Origin of the sequence: Micromonospora cynarisoli (assembly GCF_030518815.1) — a bacterium.
Taxonomy (GTDB): Bacteria; Actinomycetota; Actinomycetes; order Mycobacteriales; family Micromonosporaceae; genus Micromonospora; species Micromonospora wenchangensis.
The window spans coordinates 5,702,257-5,720,417 of the sequence record NZ_CP130426.1; the positions used below are offsets into that span (position 1 = coordinate 5,702,257).

Sequence of the window (18,161 nt, forward strand, 5' to 3'; positions counted from 1 at the left end):
TGTAGTGAGATCCATAGTGGAGATTCAGCGGGGTGCGCGGCGCGAGTCTCGGCGACGGGATTCCACGCCCGGCGGGCCGGGTGGGGCGGCGGGAGCGCGGGCGGTCGCCCGGGCCCAGGCCGATGACCGTCCGTTAGATGCTATATGTAAACCATTTGCCGCGCGACGCATCGGTCGGAAATCTGACCCAAGTCGACCCGTTGTGCCGGTGGCACAACGTGGTTAAGCTCTCCTTGCGCGCCCCAATCGCCCGCTTCCCCCGTGGCAGGCGATCGGGGCGCGCCCTTCTGTCCCGGCACACTCGTGGGACACCTCCCGGCGTCGTCGATGCCCACCGCCCACGGTCGGGCCTCCGCCCCCGTCAGCGCGGCCCGCTGTAAGCCCGTGCCGGCGTCGCTCCTGCTCCCCGTGCCCCCGGCCCCGGAGCACTCCCGCAACCCGCGTCACGTCCACTGGGGAGCCCCGGCGGGCGGGGGTGGAAGGTGCCCATAAAGACGCCCGCCCCACCGGCTCCTGCCGTCGGGCTCGGGACCCGGGCGGGAGGGACGGTGGGGCGGGCAGAGGCTTGCGGGGCCGGTCAGATCCAGCGGCCGTCCAGCCACATCCGGGCGGACCAGTCGTCGTACGGCAGGATGTTGCCCACGAAGATCGGGTAGAAGTAGGCGAAGCAGAGCGCCACCAGCAGCACGTACGCGCCGACGATGACCCCGCCGACCAGTCGCCGGTCGGCCAGCTGCTCCGCCGCCGCAGTGTCGGCCTCCGCGACGACCACGGTGGCCTTCGGGTCGGCCGGCTCGCCGGTGTCCGGTGTGCTGCCGTCCGGTGCCGTGCCGTCGCGCGCCGTGCCGTCCGGGGCGTTGCCGGGGCCGGCCCGACCGGCCGGGACGACCCGCTCCCCGACCGTGGGGGTGGCGATCGCGCCGAGCACGTACACCACGCTCAGCACCAGGAACGGCAGCGCCGGGGCGGCGTAGAAGGAGAACATCGTGCGGCCGTCGAGGGCGTACCAGAACCAGGGCAGCAGGCCGGCGGCCACGGCCACCAGGAACGCCCCGGCCCGCCAGTCGCGCCGGGCCACGCCGAGCCAGAGCGTGGCGACCAGGGCCGGCAGGAACGACCACCAGAGCAGCGGCGTGCCCAGCAGCAGGATCTCCGACGCGCAGGTCGGCGCGCCGCACGCGCCGTCGCCGGACCAGTGGAACGCCACCGGCCGGCCGAGCAGCAACCACTGCCAGGGCCACGACTGGTACTTGTGCGCGGTCTCCAGGCCGGTATGGAATTCGAACGCCGCCTTGTGGTACTGGAACAGGTTGGTCAGCGCGCCGATGACCGGGGTGTCGCTGAGCCCCGGCACGTTCGGATACCTGGACGCGAGCCGGTAGTAGCCCTCGTCGGAGAGCAGCCACCCCGACCAGGTGGCCAGGTAGGTGCCGACCGCCAGCAGCCCGGCGAGCACCAGCCAGGGCAGCTCGTCCAGGAGCGCGTCGCGCCACGGCCGGCGGACCCCTACCGACCGGCGTAGGCCGACCTCCCAGAGCAGGGCCAGCAGCCCGAAGGCCGGGACGAACCAGATCCCGCTCCACTTCACCGCGCACGCGCACCCGAGCAGCACCCCGGCGAGCAGCCGCCACCAGGGCCAGTTCCGCCAGCCACCGGCGGGGCGACCGGCCCGGCCGGGTGCGGTCGGGTCGAGGCCGGCGTCCAGCGCGCGGGCCCAGCGCCGTCGCCTGGCGTCCCGGTCGAGCACCAGCGCGCCGAAGGCGGCCAGGACGAACAGCGGCAGGAAGATGTCGAGCAGCGCGGTGCGGGAGAGCACCAGGTGGAAGCCGTCCAGGGCGAGCAGCAGGCCGGCGGCGCAGCCGAGCGTGGTGGAGCGGAACAGCCGACGGGCGATGCGGGTGATCATCAGCACCGTGAGGATGCCGGCCACCGCCGAGGCGACCCGCCAGCCGAACTCCGGGGCGGTGGTCATCAGGTGGCCCGGCACGGAGATGTTGGTTTCCGCGTCCTGGTAGCCGAAGGCCCACTCGCCGAGCCCGATCAGCCACTTGCCCAGCGGCGGGTGGACCACGTACGACGGGCCGTTGTCCTTGTAGTTCCACTCGACGCCCTTGTCGATCAGGCCGTAGCCGTCGCGGGCGTAGTAGATCTCGTCGAAGATCTTGCCCTTGGGGCTGCTCAGCCCGAGCAGCCGCAGGACGGCGGCGATCGTCACCACGACGGCGGTGGCGATCCACGAGTTCACGTCGAGCCGGGACTCGACGGTGGCGAGTCGTCGCCTGACGATCGCCGGCACGCCGCCCCCTCCGCCCTCGGGAGGTGGTGCCTCCGGGTCGGTCCGGTCCGCGCTCGCACTCTGTGCTGTCGACGCACTCGTCACCCGGCGATCGTAGGCTGCGAAGGTGCCCGGTGGCGCCCATCGTCCCCGAGATTGGTACGAGTATCGATGAAGGAGCGCGTCACGTGGGTGAAATGTCCGATATCGGGCGCCTGATTCTGCTCGGCGCGCCGCTGGGCAACCCCGCCGACGCGTCCGCCCGGCTGCGTGACGTCCTCGCCACCGCCGACGTGGTCGCCGCCGAGGACACCCGTCGGCTCGCCCGGCTCGCCCGCGACCTCGACGTCACCGTCGAGGGACGGATCGTCTCCTACTTCGAGGGCAACGAGGAACGGCGTACCTCGGAACTGGTCGACGTGCTCCGCGCCGGCCACCGGGTCGCGCTGGTCACCGACGGCGGCATGCCCAGCGTCTCCGACCCCGGGTACCGGCTGGTCACCGCCGCCCTCGACGCCGGGGTGCCGGTCACCGCCGCGCCCGGCCCGAGCGCCGTCACCACCGCCCTGGCCCTGTCCGGGCTGCCCTGCGACCGGTTCTGCTTCGAGGGCTTCCTGCCCCGCTCGCCCGGCGGCCGGCGGGCCCGGCTGCGGGCCCTCGCCACGGAACCCCGCACCCTCGTCTTCTTCGAGGCCCCGCACCGGATCGCCGCCGCGCTGACCGACCTGGCCGCCGCGTTCGACGCCGACCGGCCGGCCGCCCTGTGCCGGGAGCTGACCAAGACCTACGAGGAGGTCGTCCGTCGGCCGCTCGGCGAACTGGCCGACTGGGCCGCCCGGGAGGAGCCACGCGGCGAGATCACCCTCGTCGTCGCGGGAGCGCCGCAGACACCCGCCGAACGCCCCGACGACGACACCCTGCGGGCCCGGGTGGCCGACCGGGAGGCCGCCGGCATGTCCCGCCGGGACGCGATCAGCGACGTCGCCACCGGGTACGGGCTGCGCCGCCGGGACGTCTACGCGGTCGTGCACCGCTGAGCGGGGCCGGCGCTCACCAGGTGGAGGCCAGGAAACCCAGGGTGATCAGCACCGGCCCGGCGCAGCCGCCGCCTGTCGCCCAGCGGCGCTGCCGGGGGTCGGCCAACCGGGTCGCCCCGGTCCACCTGACGATCCCCGCCGCGCAGCCGACCACCGCCAGCAGGCCGAGCAACCACCGCAGGTGCCGGCCCACCCCGGTGTCGGCGTACGCGGTGTCCGCGTCCGGCCCGGTCACCCGCGCCGGCAGGACCGAGCCGGCGGCGGTCCGTTCGGCCGGCACCCCGCTGACCCGTACCCCGTGGGTGCGGAACCGGTCGTCGTCGGCGGTGAAGATGCCCCGGCAGCGCTGGGTCAGCCCACCGCCCGAGCAGTCGGTGACCACCACCGTCCCCGCCGTGGAGTGCCCGACGGCCAGCCAGAGCGGCCCCGCGCTCACCCAGGCGAAGAATGCCGCGACCAGGCTCAACGCCAGCAGCACGGCGAGCCCCCGGATCGGGTCCGGGGCGGCGGGGGCGCGGGCGGGGCGACGTCGGCGTCGGGCCCGCAACCGCTGCTTCGGCTCCTTGCGCAGCGGGGTGCCGTCCCAGTGCACCTGCTCGATGGGCGCCCAGAAGAACCCGTCGTCGTCAGGCTTCTCGCCGTCCCGCCGAAGGGTCCGCGGCTGGCGGACCGGCACCCGTCGGGGCACCGCGTCGACCGGAGCGCCGGTGGTCGGCTCGACCTCCACGGTCGCGGCGTCCGGACCGGGACCGGGGCGTGGCTGCGGCGCGACGGCCGAACCGCGCGCCACCTGGCCGTCCCCGGGGCCGGGGCGCGGTGGTCGCCGGGTGCCCGCCGCCGACTCGTCGTGCCCCGATCGTCTGCCCGTCACGTCAGCCATTGGACACCGGGTGGCGGTCGGTGTCGGTGAGCTGACTCCGCGTGTCGGTGGGCAATTCCCACGAACGGCGATTCGGCGTCGGTGTGGCGCGGTGACCCCATTGGTTCGCCGGCCGCCGACCGGGGTCACTAGGCTTGCTGGTCATGAGTCACGTTCTCGCCGCGGTCGCCTGGCCCTACGCCAACGGTCCGCGCCACATCGGCCACGTGTCCGGCTTCGGCGTACCCTCCGACGTCTTCGCCCGGTACATGCGGATGGCCGGTCACGACGTGCTCATGGTCTCCGGCACCGACGAGCACGGCACCCCGATCCAGGTGCAGGCCGACGCCGAGGGGGTCACCCCGCGCGAGCTGGCCGACCGGTACAACCGGGTGATCGCCGAGGACCTGCTGGCGCTGGGGCTGTCGTACGACCTGTTCACCCGCACCACCACCCGCAACCACTACGCGGTGGTGCAGGAGTTGTTCACCGGGCTGCACCGCAACGGCTACATCGTCCCCAAGGTCACCACCGGGGCGATCTCCCCGTCCACCGGTCGGACCCTGCCCGACCGCTACATCGAGGGCACCTGCCCGATCTGCGGCTACGACAGCGCCCGGGGTGACCAGTGTGACAACTGCGGCAACCAGCTCGACCCGATCGACCTGATCAACCCCAAGTCCAGGATCAACGGCGAGACGCCGGAGTTCGTGGAGACCGAGCACTTCTTCCTCGACCTGCCCGCCCTCGCCGACGCGCTGCGCCAGTGGCTCGACACCCGCGAGGGCTGGCGGCCCAACGTGCTGCGGTTCTCCCGCAACCTGCTCGACGACCTCCAGCCCCGGGCCATCACCCGGGACCTCGAATGGGGCGTGCCGATCCCGCTGGACGGCTGGCGGGACCGCGGCGACAAGCGGATCTACGTCTGGTTCGACGCGGTGATCGGCTACCTCTCCGCGTCCATCGAGTGGGCCCGACGCACCGGCGACCCGGAAGCGTGGCGCAGGTGGTGGTCGGCCGACGGGGAGGGCAAGGACTCCCCGGGCTACTACTTCATGGGCAAGGACAACATCGTCTTCCACTCGGTGATCTGGCCGGCCCTGCTCGGCGGCTACTCCGGGGCGGGCAGCCGCGACGGCCAGCCCGGCGACCTCGGCCGGCTCAACCTGCCCACCGAGGTCGTCTCCAGCGAGTACCTCACCATGGAGGGACGCAAGTTCTCCTCCTCCCGCAAGGTCGTCATCTACGTCCGGGACTTCCTGGAACGCTACGACGCCGACGCGCTGCGCTACTTCATCGCCGTCGCCGGCCCGGAGAGCAACGACACCGACTTCACCTGGGCCGAGTTCCTCCGCCGCAACAACGACGAACTCGTCGCCGGCTGGGGCAACCTGGTCAACCGGTCGGTCTCCATGGCGGCGAAGAACTTCGGCGCGATCCCACCTGTCGACCCGGCCGGGCTCACCGAGGCCGACGAGGCGCTGCTCGCGGTGGCCCGCGCCGGCTTCGCCACGGTGGGCGACCTGATCGCCCGGCACCGGCAGAAGCAGGCCATCGGCGAAGCGATGAAGGTCGTCGCCGAGGCCAACAGATACCTGTCCGAGCAGGCGCCCTGGAAGCTCAAGGCCGAGGCGGACAAGCCCCGGATGGGCACCATCCTGCACGTCGCCCTCCAGGTGGTCAGCGACGCCAACACCCTGCTCACCCCGTTCCTGCCGCACTCCGCGCAGCAGATCCACGAGTTGCTCGGCGGCACCGGCGTGCACGCCCCGATGCCGGTCCTCGAAGAGGTCGACGACCTCGACGGCGGGCCCGGCTACCCGGTGCTCACCGGGGACTACACCGTCGGCGCGCGCTGGGAGTCCGTACCGCTGCCGGCCGGCCGGCCGCTCGCCGCGCCGAAGCCGGTCTTCCGCAAGCTCGACCCGTCCATCGTCGACGAGGAACTCGCCCGGCTGGAGAGCTGACCGGCCGGCACCCGACGGGGCGGCCCCGGGGGAACCCCCCGGGGCCGCGTTCCGCGGTACGTCAGGCGCGGGCCATCGCCGGCGCGCCGATGAACTCCATCAGCGCCCGGTTCACCTCGGTCGGGTGCGTCCACGGGATACCGTGCGGCGCCCCCTCCAGGGTGACCAGCGTGCCGTTGGGCAGCATCGACGCCAGCCGCTGGCCCGTCTTCGGGAACGGCAGCACGTTGTCCTTGTCGCCCTGGATGATCAGCACCGGGACGTCCAGGTTCGGCACGTCGCCCCGGAAGTCGGTCTGCCAGGCGTCCACCGAGTCGTGGGTGCCCTTCGCCGACGCCTGCGCGCCGATCTGCCAGTGCGCCCGGTACGCCTCCTCGCTGACCCACCGGCCCCTGTTCTCCGAGTAGTTGAAGAACGTGTCGCAGAACTGGGTCAGGTAGGCGAACCGGTCCGCGAGGATCGCCTGTTGGAACCCCTCGAAGAGGCTCTTCTCGACGCCCTCCGGGTTGTCCTTCGTCTGCAACAGGTACGGCGCCAGCGGCGCCATCAGCACCGCCCGGTCCACCCGGCTCGACCCGTACGTGCCGAGGTAGCGGGTCACCTCACCGGTGCCCATCGAGTGGCCCACCAGGATCGCGTTGCGCAGGTCCAACTCGGTCATCAGCACGTCGAGGTCGGCGGCGAAGGTGTCGTAGTCGTAGCCCGTGGCCGGCTGGGCCGAACTGCCGAAACCCCGCCGGTCGTAGGTGATCACCCGGTACCCCGCCGCGAGCAGCGGACCCGACATCTTCTCCCAGGTCGCCCCGTTGAACGGGAAGCCGTGGATCAACACGATCGGCTGACCCTGCCCGTGATCCTCGTAGTACAGGTCGATGGGGGCGGAGTTCTCCGTACCCACGGTGATGAAGGGCATGCTCTTCTCCTGATCCGTCGGTGTCGGACGCCCCGCGCTTTCCCCGGCCGGCCACCGTCATGCCTTCACAGCGCGTACGGCAGGTCCACCACCCGGTCGTCGGTCACCTCGGCGGTCGGCGCCCACGTCTCGTACACGCCCCGTTCGTGGCACTGTGCCCCGGTGTCGAGCACCGCGTCCGGATCGGGCCGCCGCAGGCGCAACCGCAGCCAGCCGGCCTCCTCCCGGAGAACCAGGCACGCCACGCCCCGCCACCGGGCGTGCCGCAGCCGCCGGCCCACCGACTCCACCGGATAGCGGGCCGCCCGGGTCATCGCCAGCACCCGGAAACCGCCCGGCAGGTCCGCCACCGCCTCATACTCGCCGCCGGCCAACCCGCCGACCAGCTGCGTCGAGCGCGGCACCTCGCCGGTCGGCACGTACTCCTGGTCGGGGGAGAGCCCCGGCACCGCGGCCAGCAGGTGCCGCCACTGCGGCCCCACCATCCGCAGCCAGCCCCGCTGCTCCGCCTGGTAGCTGTAGAGCACCACCTCGGCCCCGTCGGCGGTGTACGCCAGCAGGCTGGCGTTGGCGGGCATCGGCAGGTCGGCGAAGTCCCGGGTGACGAACTCCGGGATCAACTGCGCCGAACTCGGCACGAACCCCGTACCCAGCACCGGCGGGCCGAGCCGGTCCCGGGGCGGCAGCTCCAGCAGGCCCCGGTGCGCCCCGCCGACCGGCACGTCGTAGTCGCCCGGGTCGGCGACCCGCCACCGCAGCGCGTACCCGACGTCGGTGCCGTCGCCGTTGGTGCCGTCGCCGCGCAGCACCGCCAACGCGGCAGGCGTGCGCAGGTGCGCCACGTCGTGCTCGCGGTAGCAGAACCCGTGCGGCAGCCACCCCCGCACGTACCCGGCGAGCTGCCGGGCGGAGAGCACCTTGACCATCCGGGTGCCCCGCCGCAGCACCGCCGAGGCGCGCACCGCGGTCAGCGTCGGATCGCCGGCCGCCGTCGGCTGCTGGCTGAGCTGGTGCACGTACGACCAGCCCCGGTCCCGGTGCACCGGCATCAGCAGCGCCGCCTCCGGCTCCTCGACCGGCGCGGCGCCCCCGCTCACCTCGGTGACCTCGGTCACGTGCACGAACCGCCGCCACGGCCAGCTGACGCCCGGCCGGGGCGCCCACTCGAAACCGGGTGCCGCCTCGGCGCTGAACAGCTCGTAGGCCGCGCCCCGGGCCAACTTCTCCGCCGGGTGGACCACCCCGCCGTACGTCACGCGCAACGCGGTCCGCCCGGAGGCCGCGCCGCTGGCCCGGTCGGTGACGCTCACCCCGGCGAGGCTAGGCCGGCCAGGTTCCGCCCCGGTGAACATCCGGTGGCCGCCCGGGAACACTCCCGGCCCGCGCGGGCCGGCTGCGGGTCGGTGCCACCGGCCACCCCCGGTGTGTGATGCTGGCCGCGATGACCGAACGGACCGAATCCCGCAAGCAGCGTGCCGCCCGCCGGGCCGGCGAGTTCCCGCCCGCCCCGCCGCCGCTGCCCCGCCCCGTGCTGGACAGCCACACCCACCTCGACATCACCGTCAGCGAGGCCGGGGTGCCCGGCGGGGGCGACGCCGCCGACCCGGTGGCCGCCGCGATCGAGGTGGCCGCCACCGTCGGCGTGGACCGCCTCGTGCAGGTCGGCGTGGACGTCGACTCGTCCCGCTGGGGTGCCGACGTCGCCGACCGGTACCCGGCGGTGCTCGCCACCGTGGCGCTGCACCCCAACGAGGCACCCCGGCTGGCCGACCTGGACGCCGCGCTGCGCGAGATCGAGACGCTCGCCGCCCGGGACCGGGTCCGGGGCGTCGGCGAGACCGGGATGGACTTCTTCCGCACCGGCGACGACGGCCGGGCCGCCCAGGAGGAGAGCTTCCGGGCCCACATCGCCATCGCCAAGCGGTACGGCAAGGCCCTGGTCATCCACGACCGGGACGCCCACGCCGACGTGCTGCGCATCCTCGACGACGAGGGGGCCCCCGACACGGTGGTGCTGCACTGCTTCTCCGGCGACGCCGACTTCGCCCGCGAGTGCGTCCGCCGGGGCCACCTGCTCAGCTTCGCCGGCACGGTCACCTTCGGCAGCGCCGCCGCGCTGCGCGAGGCCGCCGCGCTCACCCCGATCGACCAGCTCCTCGTCGAGACCGACGCGCCCTACCTGACCCCGATGCCGCACCGGGGCCGGCCCAACGCGTCGTACCTGATCCCGTTGACGGTCCGGTCGCTGGCCGAGACCACCGGGGCCGACCTCGACGAGCTGTGCGCCGCCATCTCCGCCACCGGCGAGCGGGTCTTCGGGCCGTGGTGACCGGCCCGCGACCCGCGACTACGCTTCGGGGCGTGACCGGCCTGCTCGGCCCGGCGGAGATCCGGGAACTCGCCGCGCGCCTCGGCGTCAACCCGACCAAGAAGCTCGGCCAGAACTTCGTGCACGACCCGAACACCGTCCGCCGGATCGTCACCGCCGCCGGGCTCACCCCCGACGACGTGGCGCTGGAGGTCGGCCCCGGCCTCGGCTCGCTCACCCTGGCCCTGCTACCGGCCGCCGCGCACCTGCACGCGGTGGAGATCGACCAGGTGCTGGCCGACGCGCTGCCGCAGACCGCTGCCACCCACGCCGGCCCGGACGCCGCCCGGCTCACCGTGCACCGGGCCGACGCGCTGCGGATCACCGCCGCCGCCCTGGCCGACCCGCCGCCCACCGCGCTGGTGGCGAACCTGCCCTACAACGTGGCCGTCCCCGTGGTGCTGCACCTGCTCGCCGAACTGCCCACCCTGCGGCACGGTCTGGTGATGGTGCAGAAGGAGGTCGCCGACCGGCTGGTCGCCGGCCCCGGCTCCAAGGTGTACGGCATCCCGTCGGTCAAGCTCGCCTGGTACGCCCGCTCCCGCGCCGCCGGCCGGGTGCCACCGAACGTGTTCTGGCCGGTGCCGAACGTCGACTCCGGACTGGTCGCCTTCACCCGCCGCGAACCACCCCGCGACGACGTGCCCCGGCAGGCCGTCTTCGCCGTCGTCGACGCCGCCTTCGCCCAGCGCCGCAAGACGTTGCGGGCCGCGCTGGCGGGCTGGGCGGGTGGCCCCGACCGGGCCGCCGCGGCGCTCACCGCCGCCGGGGTCGACCCCGGCGCACGCGGGGAGTCACTCACCGTCGAGCAGTTCGCCGCGATCGCCGCGTCGGCTCCGACCGTCGCCACCACCGCACAGTAGGCTGACGCCGTGCCCGCCGAGGGACACGCCGCACCTGCGCGTACGACCTGGTTGCCGGCCGGTACGCCGCCGGCCGCCGACGCCGCCGAGGAGCTGACCGTGGAGATGCCGTTCGACATCCGCCCGTGCCGGTGGGACGTCACCCGGTGACCGAGGCCTGGCGACCGGACGACGATGACGACCAGCGCCGGGGCAGCAGCGGCCCGGTGCGGGTCCGGGTCCCCGCGAAGGTCAACCTGCACCTCGGGGTGGGTCCGCTGCGCCGGGACGGGTACCACGAGCTGAACACCGTCTACCACGCGATCTCGATCTACGACGAGCTGACCGCCCGCCGGGGCGACACCCTCACCCTGACCATGGAGGGCGAGGGCACCGGCGAGCTGGCCCTGGACGACTCCAACCTGGCCATCCGCGCCGCACACGCCCTCGCCGGCTACGCCGGGGTGCTGCCGCACGCCCGGCTGCACCTGCGCAAGCAGATCCCGCTCGCCGGTGGGCTGGCCGGGGGAAGCGCCGACGCCGCCGCCGCGCTGGTCGCCTGCGACGCCCTGTGGGGCACCGGGCTGTCCCGCGACGAACTGGCCGGGATCGCCGCCGACCTCGGCTCCGACGTGCCGTTCCTGATCCACGGCGGCACCGCGCTGGGCACCGGCCGGGGCGAGGCGGTCAGCCCGGTGCTGGCCCGCCCCACCTCCTGGCACTGGGTGGTGGCCGTCGCCGACGGTGGCCTGTCCACCCCCGCCGCCTACCGGGAACTCGACCGGCTGCGTGCCGCCGGCACCGCCGGCACCCCGCTGGGCAGCACCGACGGCCTGCTCGGCGCGCTGCGCCAACGCGACCCCCTGGTGCTCGCCGGCTGCCTCGGCAACGACCTCCAGGACGCCGCCCTGTCGATGCGCCCGGCCCTGGCCGACACGTTGAAGGCGGGGGAGGCCGCCGGGGCGCTCGCCGGCATCGTCTCCGGCTCCGGCCCGACCTGCGTCTTCCTCGCCCGCGACGCCACCGACGCGCAGCGGATCGCCGCCGAGGTGCAGACCGCCGGGGTGTGCCGGGAGACCCGGGTCGCGCACGGACCCGTGCCCGGCGCCCGCGTCGGCTGATCCCGCGCCCCGGAGGGCGAGATCGACTCGCGTGGGCCGGTGTTGCGGTGTCCGACGACCGGCAACCCGCAACATCAGTCCCGATGAGTTGATCACCGTGCCCCGACCTGCTGTTCGAGGCGGCCCGGCCCCGGTTCCGGCACGGGCGGGTGGGGCGGCGCGGGTGTCCGCGTACCCTTGCCCCAGGCGTCCCGAGGTGCCCGCCGGCACCGGGACGCCTTGATCATGAAAGGTGGGACCGTGGCCAACATCGTCAACCTGGACCGGGTGTCCAAGGGGTACGGCGCCGCCGGGCCGCTGCTCACCGACGTCTCCCTCGGCCTCGACGACGCCGACCGGATCGGCGTGGTCGGCCTCAACGGCGCCGGCAAGTCCACCCTGCTGCGGATGCTCACCAAGCAGGAGGACCCCGACGACGGCCGGGTCACCCACCGCCGCGACCTGCGGGTGCTCTGGCTGCCGCAGGCCCTCACCCTGGCCCCCGAGGCCACCGTGCGGGACGTGGTGCTCGGCACCGCCTGGCTCGCCGAGGGGATGGGCGCCGAACACGAGTGGGCCGGCGACGCCGGGGTCCGCGCGATCCTCGACGGCCTCGGCATGCCCCACCTCGGCCTCGACCAGCCGGTCGGCCCGATGTCCGGCGGCGAGCGCCGCCGGGTGGCGTTGGCCGCCCTGCTGGTCCGCGAATCCGACCTGCTCATCCTCGACGAACCCACCAACCACCTCGACGTCGGCGGCGTCGACTGGCTCGCCCGGCACCTCGTCGGCCGCCGGGGCGCGCTCGTCGTGGTCACCCACGACCGGTGGTTCCTCGACGCGGTCTGCACCACCACCTGGGAGGTCGCCGACCAGACCGTCCGGGCCTACGAGGGCGGCTTCGCCGCCTGGACGCTGGCCCGCGCCGAACGGGAACGGGTCGCCGCCGCCACCGAGGCCCGCCGGCAGAACCTGCTCCGTAAGGAGATCGCCTGGCTGCGGCGCGGCCCGCCCGCCCGCACCTCCAAGCCGAAGTTCCGCATCGACGCGGCCAACGCGCTCATCGACGACGTGCCGCCGCCGCGCGACACCATGTCGTTGCAGCGGATGGCGACCGCCCGGCTCGGCAAGCAGGTGTACGACCTGGAGCACGTCCGGCTGCACGCCGGCCCCAAGGAGATCCTGCACGACACCACCTGGCAGGTCGGCCCCGGCGACCGGATCGCCGTCCTCGGGCGCAACGGCGCCGGCAAGACCACCCTGCTGCGGATGCTCGCCGGCATCACCCGCCCCGACGGCGGCCGGTTCCACACCGGCTCCACCGTCAAGCCCGCGTTCCTCTCCCAGGAACTCGCCGAACTCCCCGGCCACCTGCGCGTCCTGGAGGCCGTCGAGGAGGTCGCCCGGCGGGTGCAGCTCGGCGACCGGGAGATCTCCGCCGCCCAGCTCGCCGAGGTGTTCGGCTTCGACGACCGGCGGCTCTGGACCCCGGTCGGCGACCTCTCCGGTGGGGAACGCCGCCGGTTGCAGATGCTCCGGCTGCTCGCCGGAGAACCCAACGTGCTGCTGTTCGACGAGCCCACCAACGACCTGGACACCGACACCCTCGCCGCCCTGGAGGACCTGCTCGACTCCTGGCCCGGCACGATCATCGTGGCCAGCCACGACCGGTACCTGATCGAACGGGTCACCGACGCCGCGTACGGGATGTTCGGCGACGGCCGGCTGGTGCACCTGCCCGGCGGGGTCGACGAATACCTCGCCCGCGCCGCCGGCCCCGGCTCCGCCCGGACGGCGACCGGCCCCGCCCCCACCCCCGACGCCCCCGCCGGGGTCGGCATGTCCGCCGCCGAGGCCCGGCAGGCCCGCAAGGAGCTGACCCGACTGGAACGGCAGATCGGCAAGCTCGACCAGAAGGAGGCCACCCTCCTCGACCAGCTCGCCACGCACGCCACCGACTACGCCCGGGTCGCCGACCTCGACGCGCAGCTCAAGGAGGTACGCGCCGAACGCGAGCGGACCGAGGAGACCTGGCTGACCCTCGCCGACGAGATCCCGCCCCTGTAGGACCAGGGACGACCCCGTGTGCGGCGTCACACCCCGCCGTACGGGACAATCGTCGGCGACCCTCACCCGAACGGCGTTGGAGACACAGTCATGGCCCACACCCCCGTCAACCACCCCGCGCGGCCGGTCTACCGGGCGATCGGCGGGCTCATCGGTCTCTACCTCGTGGTCTTCGGCGTGCTCGGCGTCATCGCCAGCGCCGGCAACGACGTCTTCGCCCAGGACGACACCAAGGTCCTCGGCCAGGGCACCAACCTCGGGTTCTCGCTGCTGTCCGTGCTGTTCGGGGTGGTCATCCTGGTCGGCACGGTGATCGGCCGCAACCTCGACGTGGCGATCAACCAGTGGCTGGCCTACACCCTGATGGTGATCAGCCTCGCCGGCCTGGCCTTCCTCCAGACCGACGCCAACGTCGCCAACTTCAGCATCCTCACGGTGATCGTGCTGATGACCCTCAGCCTCGTCCTGCTGATGGTCGGCATGTACGGCAAGGTCGGCACCGAGGACGAGAAGGAGGCCTGGCAGAAGGCCCGCCTGGTGCTCTGACCCGCTCCGCGGCGCGCGGGCCGGGATACGGCGCGACCTGGCGTTTCTCCGACGCCCGACGGCGCGACGGGAGACAATCGTCCCGACACGTCGTCCGCGCAGGGAGGGGCCATGGCGCACTTTCCGGTCAACCACCCGGCCCGCCCGCTGTACCGGGTCTTCGCCGGCCTCGTCGGCCTCTACATCCTGGTGTTCGGCGTGCTCGGCGTCGTACAGACCTGGGGTGAGCCGCTGTTCGCCCGAGGCGGCCACTGGGCCCTGGGCCTACGGACCAACCTGGCGTTCTCGCTGGTGTCGGTCGTCTTCGGGGTCGTCCTGATCATCGGGGCGTCCCGGCGCGGCAATCTCGGGCACGTCATGAACCTCACCGCCGGGGTGGTATTCATGGTCACCGGCATCGCGATGATGAGCGTGCTCCAGACCCGCGCCAACTTCCTCAACTTCTCGATGTCGACGGTGATCGTCTCGCTGCTGTTCGGCCTGCTGCTCCTCGCCACCGGCCTGTACGACAAGATCGGCACCGACGAGCACGCCGCCCAGGAACGCGCCGACCGGCTCCACCCGGCCCGCTGACCCGTCGCTCAGCCACCCGGCCGTCCGGTGATCAGACCCGGCCGGGCCTCCAGGTGCGACAACCCGTTCCAGGCCAGGTTCACCAGGTGCGCCGCCACCGTCTCCTTACGCGGCTGACGGACCTCCAACCACCAGCGCCCGGTCAACGCCACCATCCCCACCAGCGCCTGCGAGTACAGCTCGGCCAGCTTCGGGTCGTAACCCCGGCTGGAGAACTCGGCCCCCAGGATGTGCTCCACCTGGTGCGCCACGTCGTTCATCACGCTGCTGAAGTTGCCGGCCGCCGACATCAACGGCGACTCCCGCACCAGCACCCGGAACCCGCTGGTCTCCTCCTCGATGTAGCCCAGCAGCGCCAGCGCCGCCTGCTCCAGCAACTCCCGCGGGTGACCGGCCGTCAACGCCGTGGCGATCCGGTCCAGCAGTGCCCGCACCTCCCGGTCGACGACCACCGCGTACAGGCCCTCCTTGCCGCCGAAGTGCTCGTAGACCACCGGCTTGGAGACCCGGGCCCGCGCCGCCACCTCCTCGATCGAGGTCGCGTCGAACCCCTTCTCGGCGAACACCTGCCGGCCGATCGCGATCAACTGCTCGCGCCGCTGCGCGGCCGACATCCGTACCCGCGCCGCCGGCTTCGCGCCCGCCGCCGGCACCGCCCGTCGTGTGCCGGTGTTCTCCCCACCCGGGGGCTGCGCCATCTCGTCACCTCGCCGGCGCTCGGTGACGCCCTGTCGTGGAATGCTCCGGTCGTGCCCGTCTGTCTCGGTCACCCGGCCATCCTGCCAGGTGACGCCCCGGGGCACCGCCGGGTTCAGCGCGGCAACGGCTCCCGCACCCGCTTCGCCGCCACCCGTTGCGGCCGTGGCCACCGCACGTCGTGCACCGCGCCGGCCCGCTCCGGTCGCCCGGCCGCATCGCGAACGGAGGGCGATCAGGATGCCCCGCGACTGGGGACCCTGGGTGGGCGGCTTCGGGCCGGCGGGTGCTCGACACGGCACCTCGCAGCGATCGGATACGCCTACGTCACCGTAACCCGCGGTCCGTCCACAGTGGCGCACGTGAATGAGTACGCTGTCATACGGGTGTCCTAACCTGCCGACCATGACCGATCCGACAGCGGCGGAGGTGCGCCGGCTCCGCGACGGTGCACCTCCGGCCCGCACCCGAAGCCCCGCCGCCCGCGACGACCTGCGCGCGGCGGCGGTGGCGCTGCGCGGCGAGGGCCGTTCGGTCGGCGACATCGCGGCCCGGTTGGGCGTCGCGAAGTCCACCGCCTACCTCTGGGTACGCCACCTCCCCCTCGACCCGGACGAGGAGGGCGCGACGACGGGCGCGGGCCAAGGCGATGAACGACGACCGGTGGGCGACGCACCGCGCGACACGTGACACCGCGCAGGCCGAGGTGCACAGCCGGATGCGGGAGACGGTGGGGCGACTCGCCGACCGCGAGGTGCTGCTGCTCGGCGCGGCCCTCTACTGGTGCGAGGGCACCAAGTCCAAGCCCTGGCGACGTCACGACCATGTGCAGTTCGTCAACACCGATGCCGGGCTGCTCCGGCTGTTCCTGCGCTTCCTCGCCGCCTGCGGGGTCGAACGGGACGTGCCCACCTACCGGGTGAGCATCCACGAGTCGGCCGATGCGGCGGCAGCGCAGCGTTGGTGGGCCGAGACGCTGGATCTGCCACCGGACCGGTTCCGGCGGCCCACCCTCAAGCGCCACCAGCCGACGACGCGGCACAACACCGGCGAGAATTACCACGGCTGCCTGGTGGTCGACGTGCCGAGAAGCCGGGAGCTGTACTGGAAGATCGAGGGTGTCGTCGCGGCACTCACCGGGGAGATCACATAGGGGTGGGGGCCGGCCGAGGGAGGCGCTAAGCTGTCTTGCGTCACATTCGGCCGTGGTGTAATTGGCAACACCCGGGTCTTTGGTACCCGTGTTTCAGGTTCGAACCCTGGCGGCCGAGCCGTCCGTCACCTCCTCCCTGATCGGGGTAAGGGACGAAGTGCCCCCGAAGTCTGGCTAGCATGGCGGCGAGACTGTCGCCTTCCCCGACGGGAGCCCACCCGTGTCCCAGCCCCACCGCCGTACCGTCGTCGTGCTCGCCGCCGGGGAGGGTAAGCGGATGAAGTCGGCGCTGCCCAAGGTGTTGCACCCACTGCTCGGCCGGACGCTGCTCGGTCACGTGCTGGCCGCGGCCGGGCCGCTGCGCGCGGACCGGACCGTGGTGGTGGTCGGGCACGGGGCCGAGCAGGTCCGCGCCCACCTGGCCGAGGTCGCCCCGGACGCCACCGCCGTGCTCCAGGCCGAGCAGCTCGGCACCGGGCACGCCGTACGGATCGCGCTGGACGCGGTGCCGGACGCCACCGGCACCGTCGTGGTGATCAACGGGGACGTGCCGCTGCTGCGTGCCGAGACGGTGGACGCGCTGGTCGCGGCGCACGAGGGTGAGGGCGCGGCGGCCACGGTGCTCGCCGCCGAGGTGCCCGACCCGACCGGGCTGGGGCGGATCGTCCGGGACGCCGCCGGCCGGCTGGAGCAGATCGTCGAGGAGCGTGACGCGACCCCCGCCCAGCGGGCGCTGCGGGAGATCAACGCCGGCATCTACGCCTTCGACCTGGCCCGGCTGCGGGCCGCGTTGGGCAAGCTCTCCACCGACAACGACCAGGGCGAGGAGTACCTCACCGACGTCTTCGGGCTGCTCGTCTCGGCCGGCGAGCCGGTGGGTGTGCACGTGGCCGCCGACCACGTCGAGACGTTGGGCTGCAACGACCGGGTGGAGTTGGCCGGGCTGCGCGGGCTGCTGCGCGACCGGGTCAACGAGGCGTGGATGCGGACCGGGGTGACGATCCTGGACCCGGCGACCACCTGGATCGACGTGACCGCCACCGTCGAACGGGACGCGGTGCTCGACCAGAACACCCAGTTGCGGGGAGCCACGGTGGTGGGGGCCGGGGCGGTGGTCGGGCCGGACGTCACGTTGATCGACACAGTGGTGGGGCCGGCGGCGACCGTGCTGCGCAGCCACGCCACCGGCGCCGAGGTGGGCCCGGGGGCGAGCGTCGGCCCGTACGCCTACCTGCGGCCGGCGGCGCGGCTGGCCGAGAGGGCGAAGGTGGGCACGTTCGTCGAGGTGAAGAACTCCGAGGTCGGGCCGGGTGCGAAGGTGCCGCACCTGTCGTACGTGGGGGACGCGACGATCGGCGCGAAGGCGAACATCGGCGCGGCGACGATCTTCGTGAACTACGACGGGGTGAACAAGCACCGCACGGTGGTCGGCGACGGTGCGTTCGTCGGCTGCGACACGAACCTGATCGCGCCGGTCGAGGTGGGCGCGGGGGCGTACGTGGCGGCGGGCAGCGCGTTGAGTCAGGACGTGCCGCCGGGGGCGTTGGGGGTGACCCGGGCGCCGCAGCGCAACATCGAGGGGTGGGTGCTGCGTAACCGGCCGGGCACGGTCTCCGCGCGGGCCGCCGAGCAGGCCCGGGCGGCTGGTGAGGATGCGTCGGGTGGGCCGGTGTCGGCAAGGGAAGGTGAGGCAATCCACGGGGGTGCCGAGACGGTGTGAGGGTCGCCGTGGTCGGGGCATACTGCAACCGAATAGCCCCGGCCCACC

At 73.4% G+C, this 18,161-nt stretch carries 17 protein-coding genes and 1 tRNA gene; 13 read left to right on the top strand and 5 right to left on the bottom strand.

The window, feature by feature from the left end:
• Positions 1–577: 577 nt before the first annotated feature.
• Positions 578–2,380, bottom strand: coding sequence for a dolichyl-phosphate-mannose--protein mannosyltransferase (locus Q2K16_RS25110; protein WP_368052506.1), 1,803 nt, complete (start codon positions 2,378–2,380; stop codon positions 578–580).
• A 92-nt stretch (positions 2,381–2,472) separates the two neighbouring features.
• Between Q2K16_RS25110 and rsmI the strand changes: the two genes are divergently transcribed.
• The gene (rsmI, locus tag Q2K16_RS25115) at positions 2,473–3,312 is read left to right on the top strand and encodes a 16S rRNA (cytidine(1402)-2'-O)-methyltransferase (RefSeq protein WP_489671809.1); all 840 of its coding nucleotides are present in this window, start codon (positions 2,473–2,475) and stop codon (positions 3,310–3,312) included.
• A gap of 13 nt (positions 3,313–3,325) precedes the next feature.
• On the opposite strand, the gene Q2K16_RS25120 is transcribed toward rsmI, so the two are convergent.
• Positions 3,326–4,192 (bottom strand): hypothetical protein, encoded by an 867-nt coding sequence (locus tag Q2K16_RS25120; RefSeq protein WP_489671810.1) that lies wholly within the window; start codon positions 4,190–4,192, stop codon positions 3,326–3,328.
• 143 nt (positions 4,193–4,335) lie between these two features.
• On the opposite strand from Q2K16_RS25120, the gene metG reads away from it, so the two are divergent.
• Positions 4,336–6,138: a methionine--tRNA ligase gene (gene metG / locus Q2K16_RS25125; protein ID WP_302740645.1), complete on the top strand. Its 1,803-nt coding sequence runs from the start codon at positions 4,336–4,338 to the stop codon at positions 6,136–6,138.
• Positions 6,139–6,199: 61 nt separating this feature from the next.
• Here metG and Q2K16_RS25130 read toward each other — a convergent pair whose 3' ends face one another.
• Complete coding sequence (locus tag Q2K16_RS25130; RefSeq protein WP_302740646.1) at positions 6,200–7,051, bottom strand: alpha/beta fold hydrolase; 852 nt, start codon at positions 7,049–7,051, stop codon at positions 6,200–6,202.
• Between the two features lie 65 nt (positions 7,052–7,116).
• Positions 7,117–8,361, bottom strand: a complete 1,245-nt coding sequence (locus Q2K16_RS25135) for a hypothetical protein (protein WP_302740647.1) — start codon at positions 8,359–8,361, stop codon at positions 7,117–7,119.
• 119 nt (positions 8,362–8,480) lie between these two features.
• Between Q2K16_RS25135 and Q2K16_RS25140 the strand changes: the two genes are divergently transcribed.
• The 7 genes from Q2K16_RS25140 (at position 8,481) to Q2K16_RS25170 (ending at position 14,544) form a co-directional block, all read left to right on the top strand.
• Positions 8,481–9,380 carry a TatD family hydrolase gene (locus tag Q2K16_RS25140; protein WP_302740648.1) on the top strand — a complete coding sequence of 300 codons (900 nt, stop codon included), beginning with the start codon at positions 8,481–8,483 and terminating at the stop codon, positions 9,378–9,380.
• Positions 9,381–9,412: 32 nt separating this feature from the next.
• A complete protein-coding gene (gene rsmA, locus Q2K16_RS25145; RefSeq protein WP_302740649.1) occupies positions 9,413–10,282 on the top strand; it encodes a 16S rRNA (adenine(1518)-N(6)/adenine(1519)-N(6))-dimethyltransferase RsmA in 870 nt (289 codons plus the stop codon).
• A gap of 9 nt (positions 10,283–10,291) precedes the next feature.
• A complete protein-coding gene (locus Q2K16_RS25150) occupies positions 10,292–10,432 on the top strand; it encodes a hypothetical protein (RefSeq protein WP_302740650.1) in 141 nt (46 codons plus the stop codon).
• The gene (locus Q2K16_RS25155; RefSeq protein WP_302740651.1) at positions 10,429–11,382 is read left to right on the top strand and encodes a 4-(cytidine 5'-diphospho)-2-C-methyl-D-erythritol kinase; all 954 of its coding nucleotides are present in this window, start codon (positions 10,429–10,431) and stop codon (positions 11,380–11,382) included. Before Q2K16_RS25150 ends, Q2K16_RS25155 begins: the two co-directional genes overlap by 4 nt.
• Before the next feature lie 240 nt (positions 11,383–11,622).
• Entirely contained in the window at positions 11,623–13,425 is a 1,803-nt protein-coding gene (locus Q2K16_RS25160) for an ABC-F family ATP-binding cassette domain-containing protein (RefSeq protein ID WP_302740652.1), read from the top strand.
• 90 nt (positions 13,426–13,515) lie between these two features.
• The gene (locus Q2K16_RS25165; protein WP_302740653.1) at positions 13,516–13,971 is read left to right on the top strand and encodes a DUF4383 domain-containing protein; all 456 of its coding nucleotides are present in this window, start codon (positions 13,516–13,518) and stop codon (positions 13,969–13,971) included.
• 111 nt (positions 13,972–14,082) lie between these two features.
• Positions 14,083–14,544: a DUF4383 domain-containing protein gene (locus Q2K16_RS25170; RefSeq protein WP_302740654.1), complete on the top strand. Its 462-nt coding sequence runs from the start codon at positions 14,083–14,085 to the stop codon at positions 14,542–14,544.
• Between the two features lie 8 nt (positions 14,545–14,552).
• On the opposite strand, the gene Q2K16_RS25175 is transcribed toward Q2K16_RS25170, so the two are convergent.
• Positions 14,553–15,242, bottom strand: coding sequence for a TetR/AcrR family transcriptional regulator (locus Q2K16_RS25175; RefSeq protein WP_302740655.1), 690 nt, complete (start codon positions 15,240–15,242; stop codon positions 14,553–14,555).
• Positions 15,243–15,645: 403 nt separating this feature from the next.
• On the opposite strand from Q2K16_RS25175, the gene Q2K16_RS25180 reads away from it, so the two are divergent.
• From Q2K16_RS25180 to glmU, 4 genes are all read left to right on the top strand, one after another.
• Positions 15,646–15,930, top strand: a complete 285-nt coding sequence (locus Q2K16_RS25180; protein WP_302740656.1) for a helix-turn-helix domain-containing protein — start codon at positions 15,646–15,648, stop codon at positions 15,928–15,930.
• Positions 15,890–16,393 (top strand): hypothetical protein, encoded by a 504-nt coding sequence (locus Q2K16_RS25185; protein ID WP_302740657.1) that lies wholly within the window; start codon positions 15,890–15,892, stop codon positions 16,391–16,393. The genes Q2K16_RS25180 and Q2K16_RS25185 overlap by 41 nt, the downstream gene beginning before the upstream one ends.
• 46 nt (positions 16,394–16,439) lie before the next feature.
• Positions 16,440–16,511: transfer RNA gene (locus Q2K16_RS25190), tRNA-Gln, on the top strand.
• 102 nt (positions 16,512–16,613) lie between these two features.
• A complete protein-coding gene (gene glmU, locus Q2K16_RS25195; protein WP_368052507.1) occupies positions 16,614–18,113 on the top strand; it encodes a bifunctional UDP-N-acetylglucosamine diphosphorylase/glucosamine-1-phosphate N-acetyltransferase GlmU in 1,500 nt (499 codons plus the stop codon).
• Positions 18,114–18,161 lie beyond the last annotated feature (48 nt).

Excerpts from the sequence above, each read along its gene's own strand:
- rsmI (WP_489671809.1), top strand. The coding sequence starts at position 2,473 with ATGTCCGATATCGGGCGCCTGATTCTGCTCGGCGCGCCGCTGGGCAAC.
- Q2K16_RS25120 (WP_489671810.1), bottom strand. The coding sequence starts at position 4,192 with ATGGCTGACGTGACGGGCAGACGATCGGGGCACGACGAGTCGGCGGCG.
- metG (WP_302740645.1), top strand. The coding sequence starts at position 4,336 with ATGAGTCACGTTCTCGCCGCGGTCGCCTGGCCCTACGCCAACGGTCCG.
- Q2K16_RS25130 (WP_302740646.1), bottom strand. The coding sequence starts at position 7,051 with ATGCCCTTCATCACCGTGGGTACGGAGAACTCCGCCCCCATCGACCTG.
- Q2K16_RS25140 (WP_302740648.1), top strand. The coding sequence starts at position 8,481 with ATGCTGGCCGCGATGACCGAACGGACCGAATCCCGCAAGCAGCGTGCC.
- Q2K16_RS25165 (WP_302740653.1), top strand. The coding sequence starts at position 13,516 with ATGGCCCACACCCCCGTCAACCACCCCGCGCGGCCGGTCTACCGGGCG.
- Q2K16_RS25170 (WP_302740654.1), top strand. The coding sequence starts at position 14,083 with ATGGCGCACTTTCCGGTCAACCACCCGGCCCGCCCGCTGTACCGGGTC.
- Q2K16_RS25175 (WP_302740655.1), bottom strand. The coding sequence starts at position 15,242 with ATGGCGCAGCCCCCGGGTGGGGAGAACACCGGCACACGACGGGCGGTG.
- Q2K16_RS25180 (WP_302740656.1), top strand. The coding sequence starts at position 15,646 with ATGACCGATCCGACAGCGGCGGAGGTGCGCCGGCTCCGCGACGGTGCA.
- Q2K16_RS25185 (WP_302740657.1), top strand. The coding sequence starts at position 15,890 with ATGAACGACGACCGGTGGGCGACGCACCGCGCGACACGTGACACCGCG.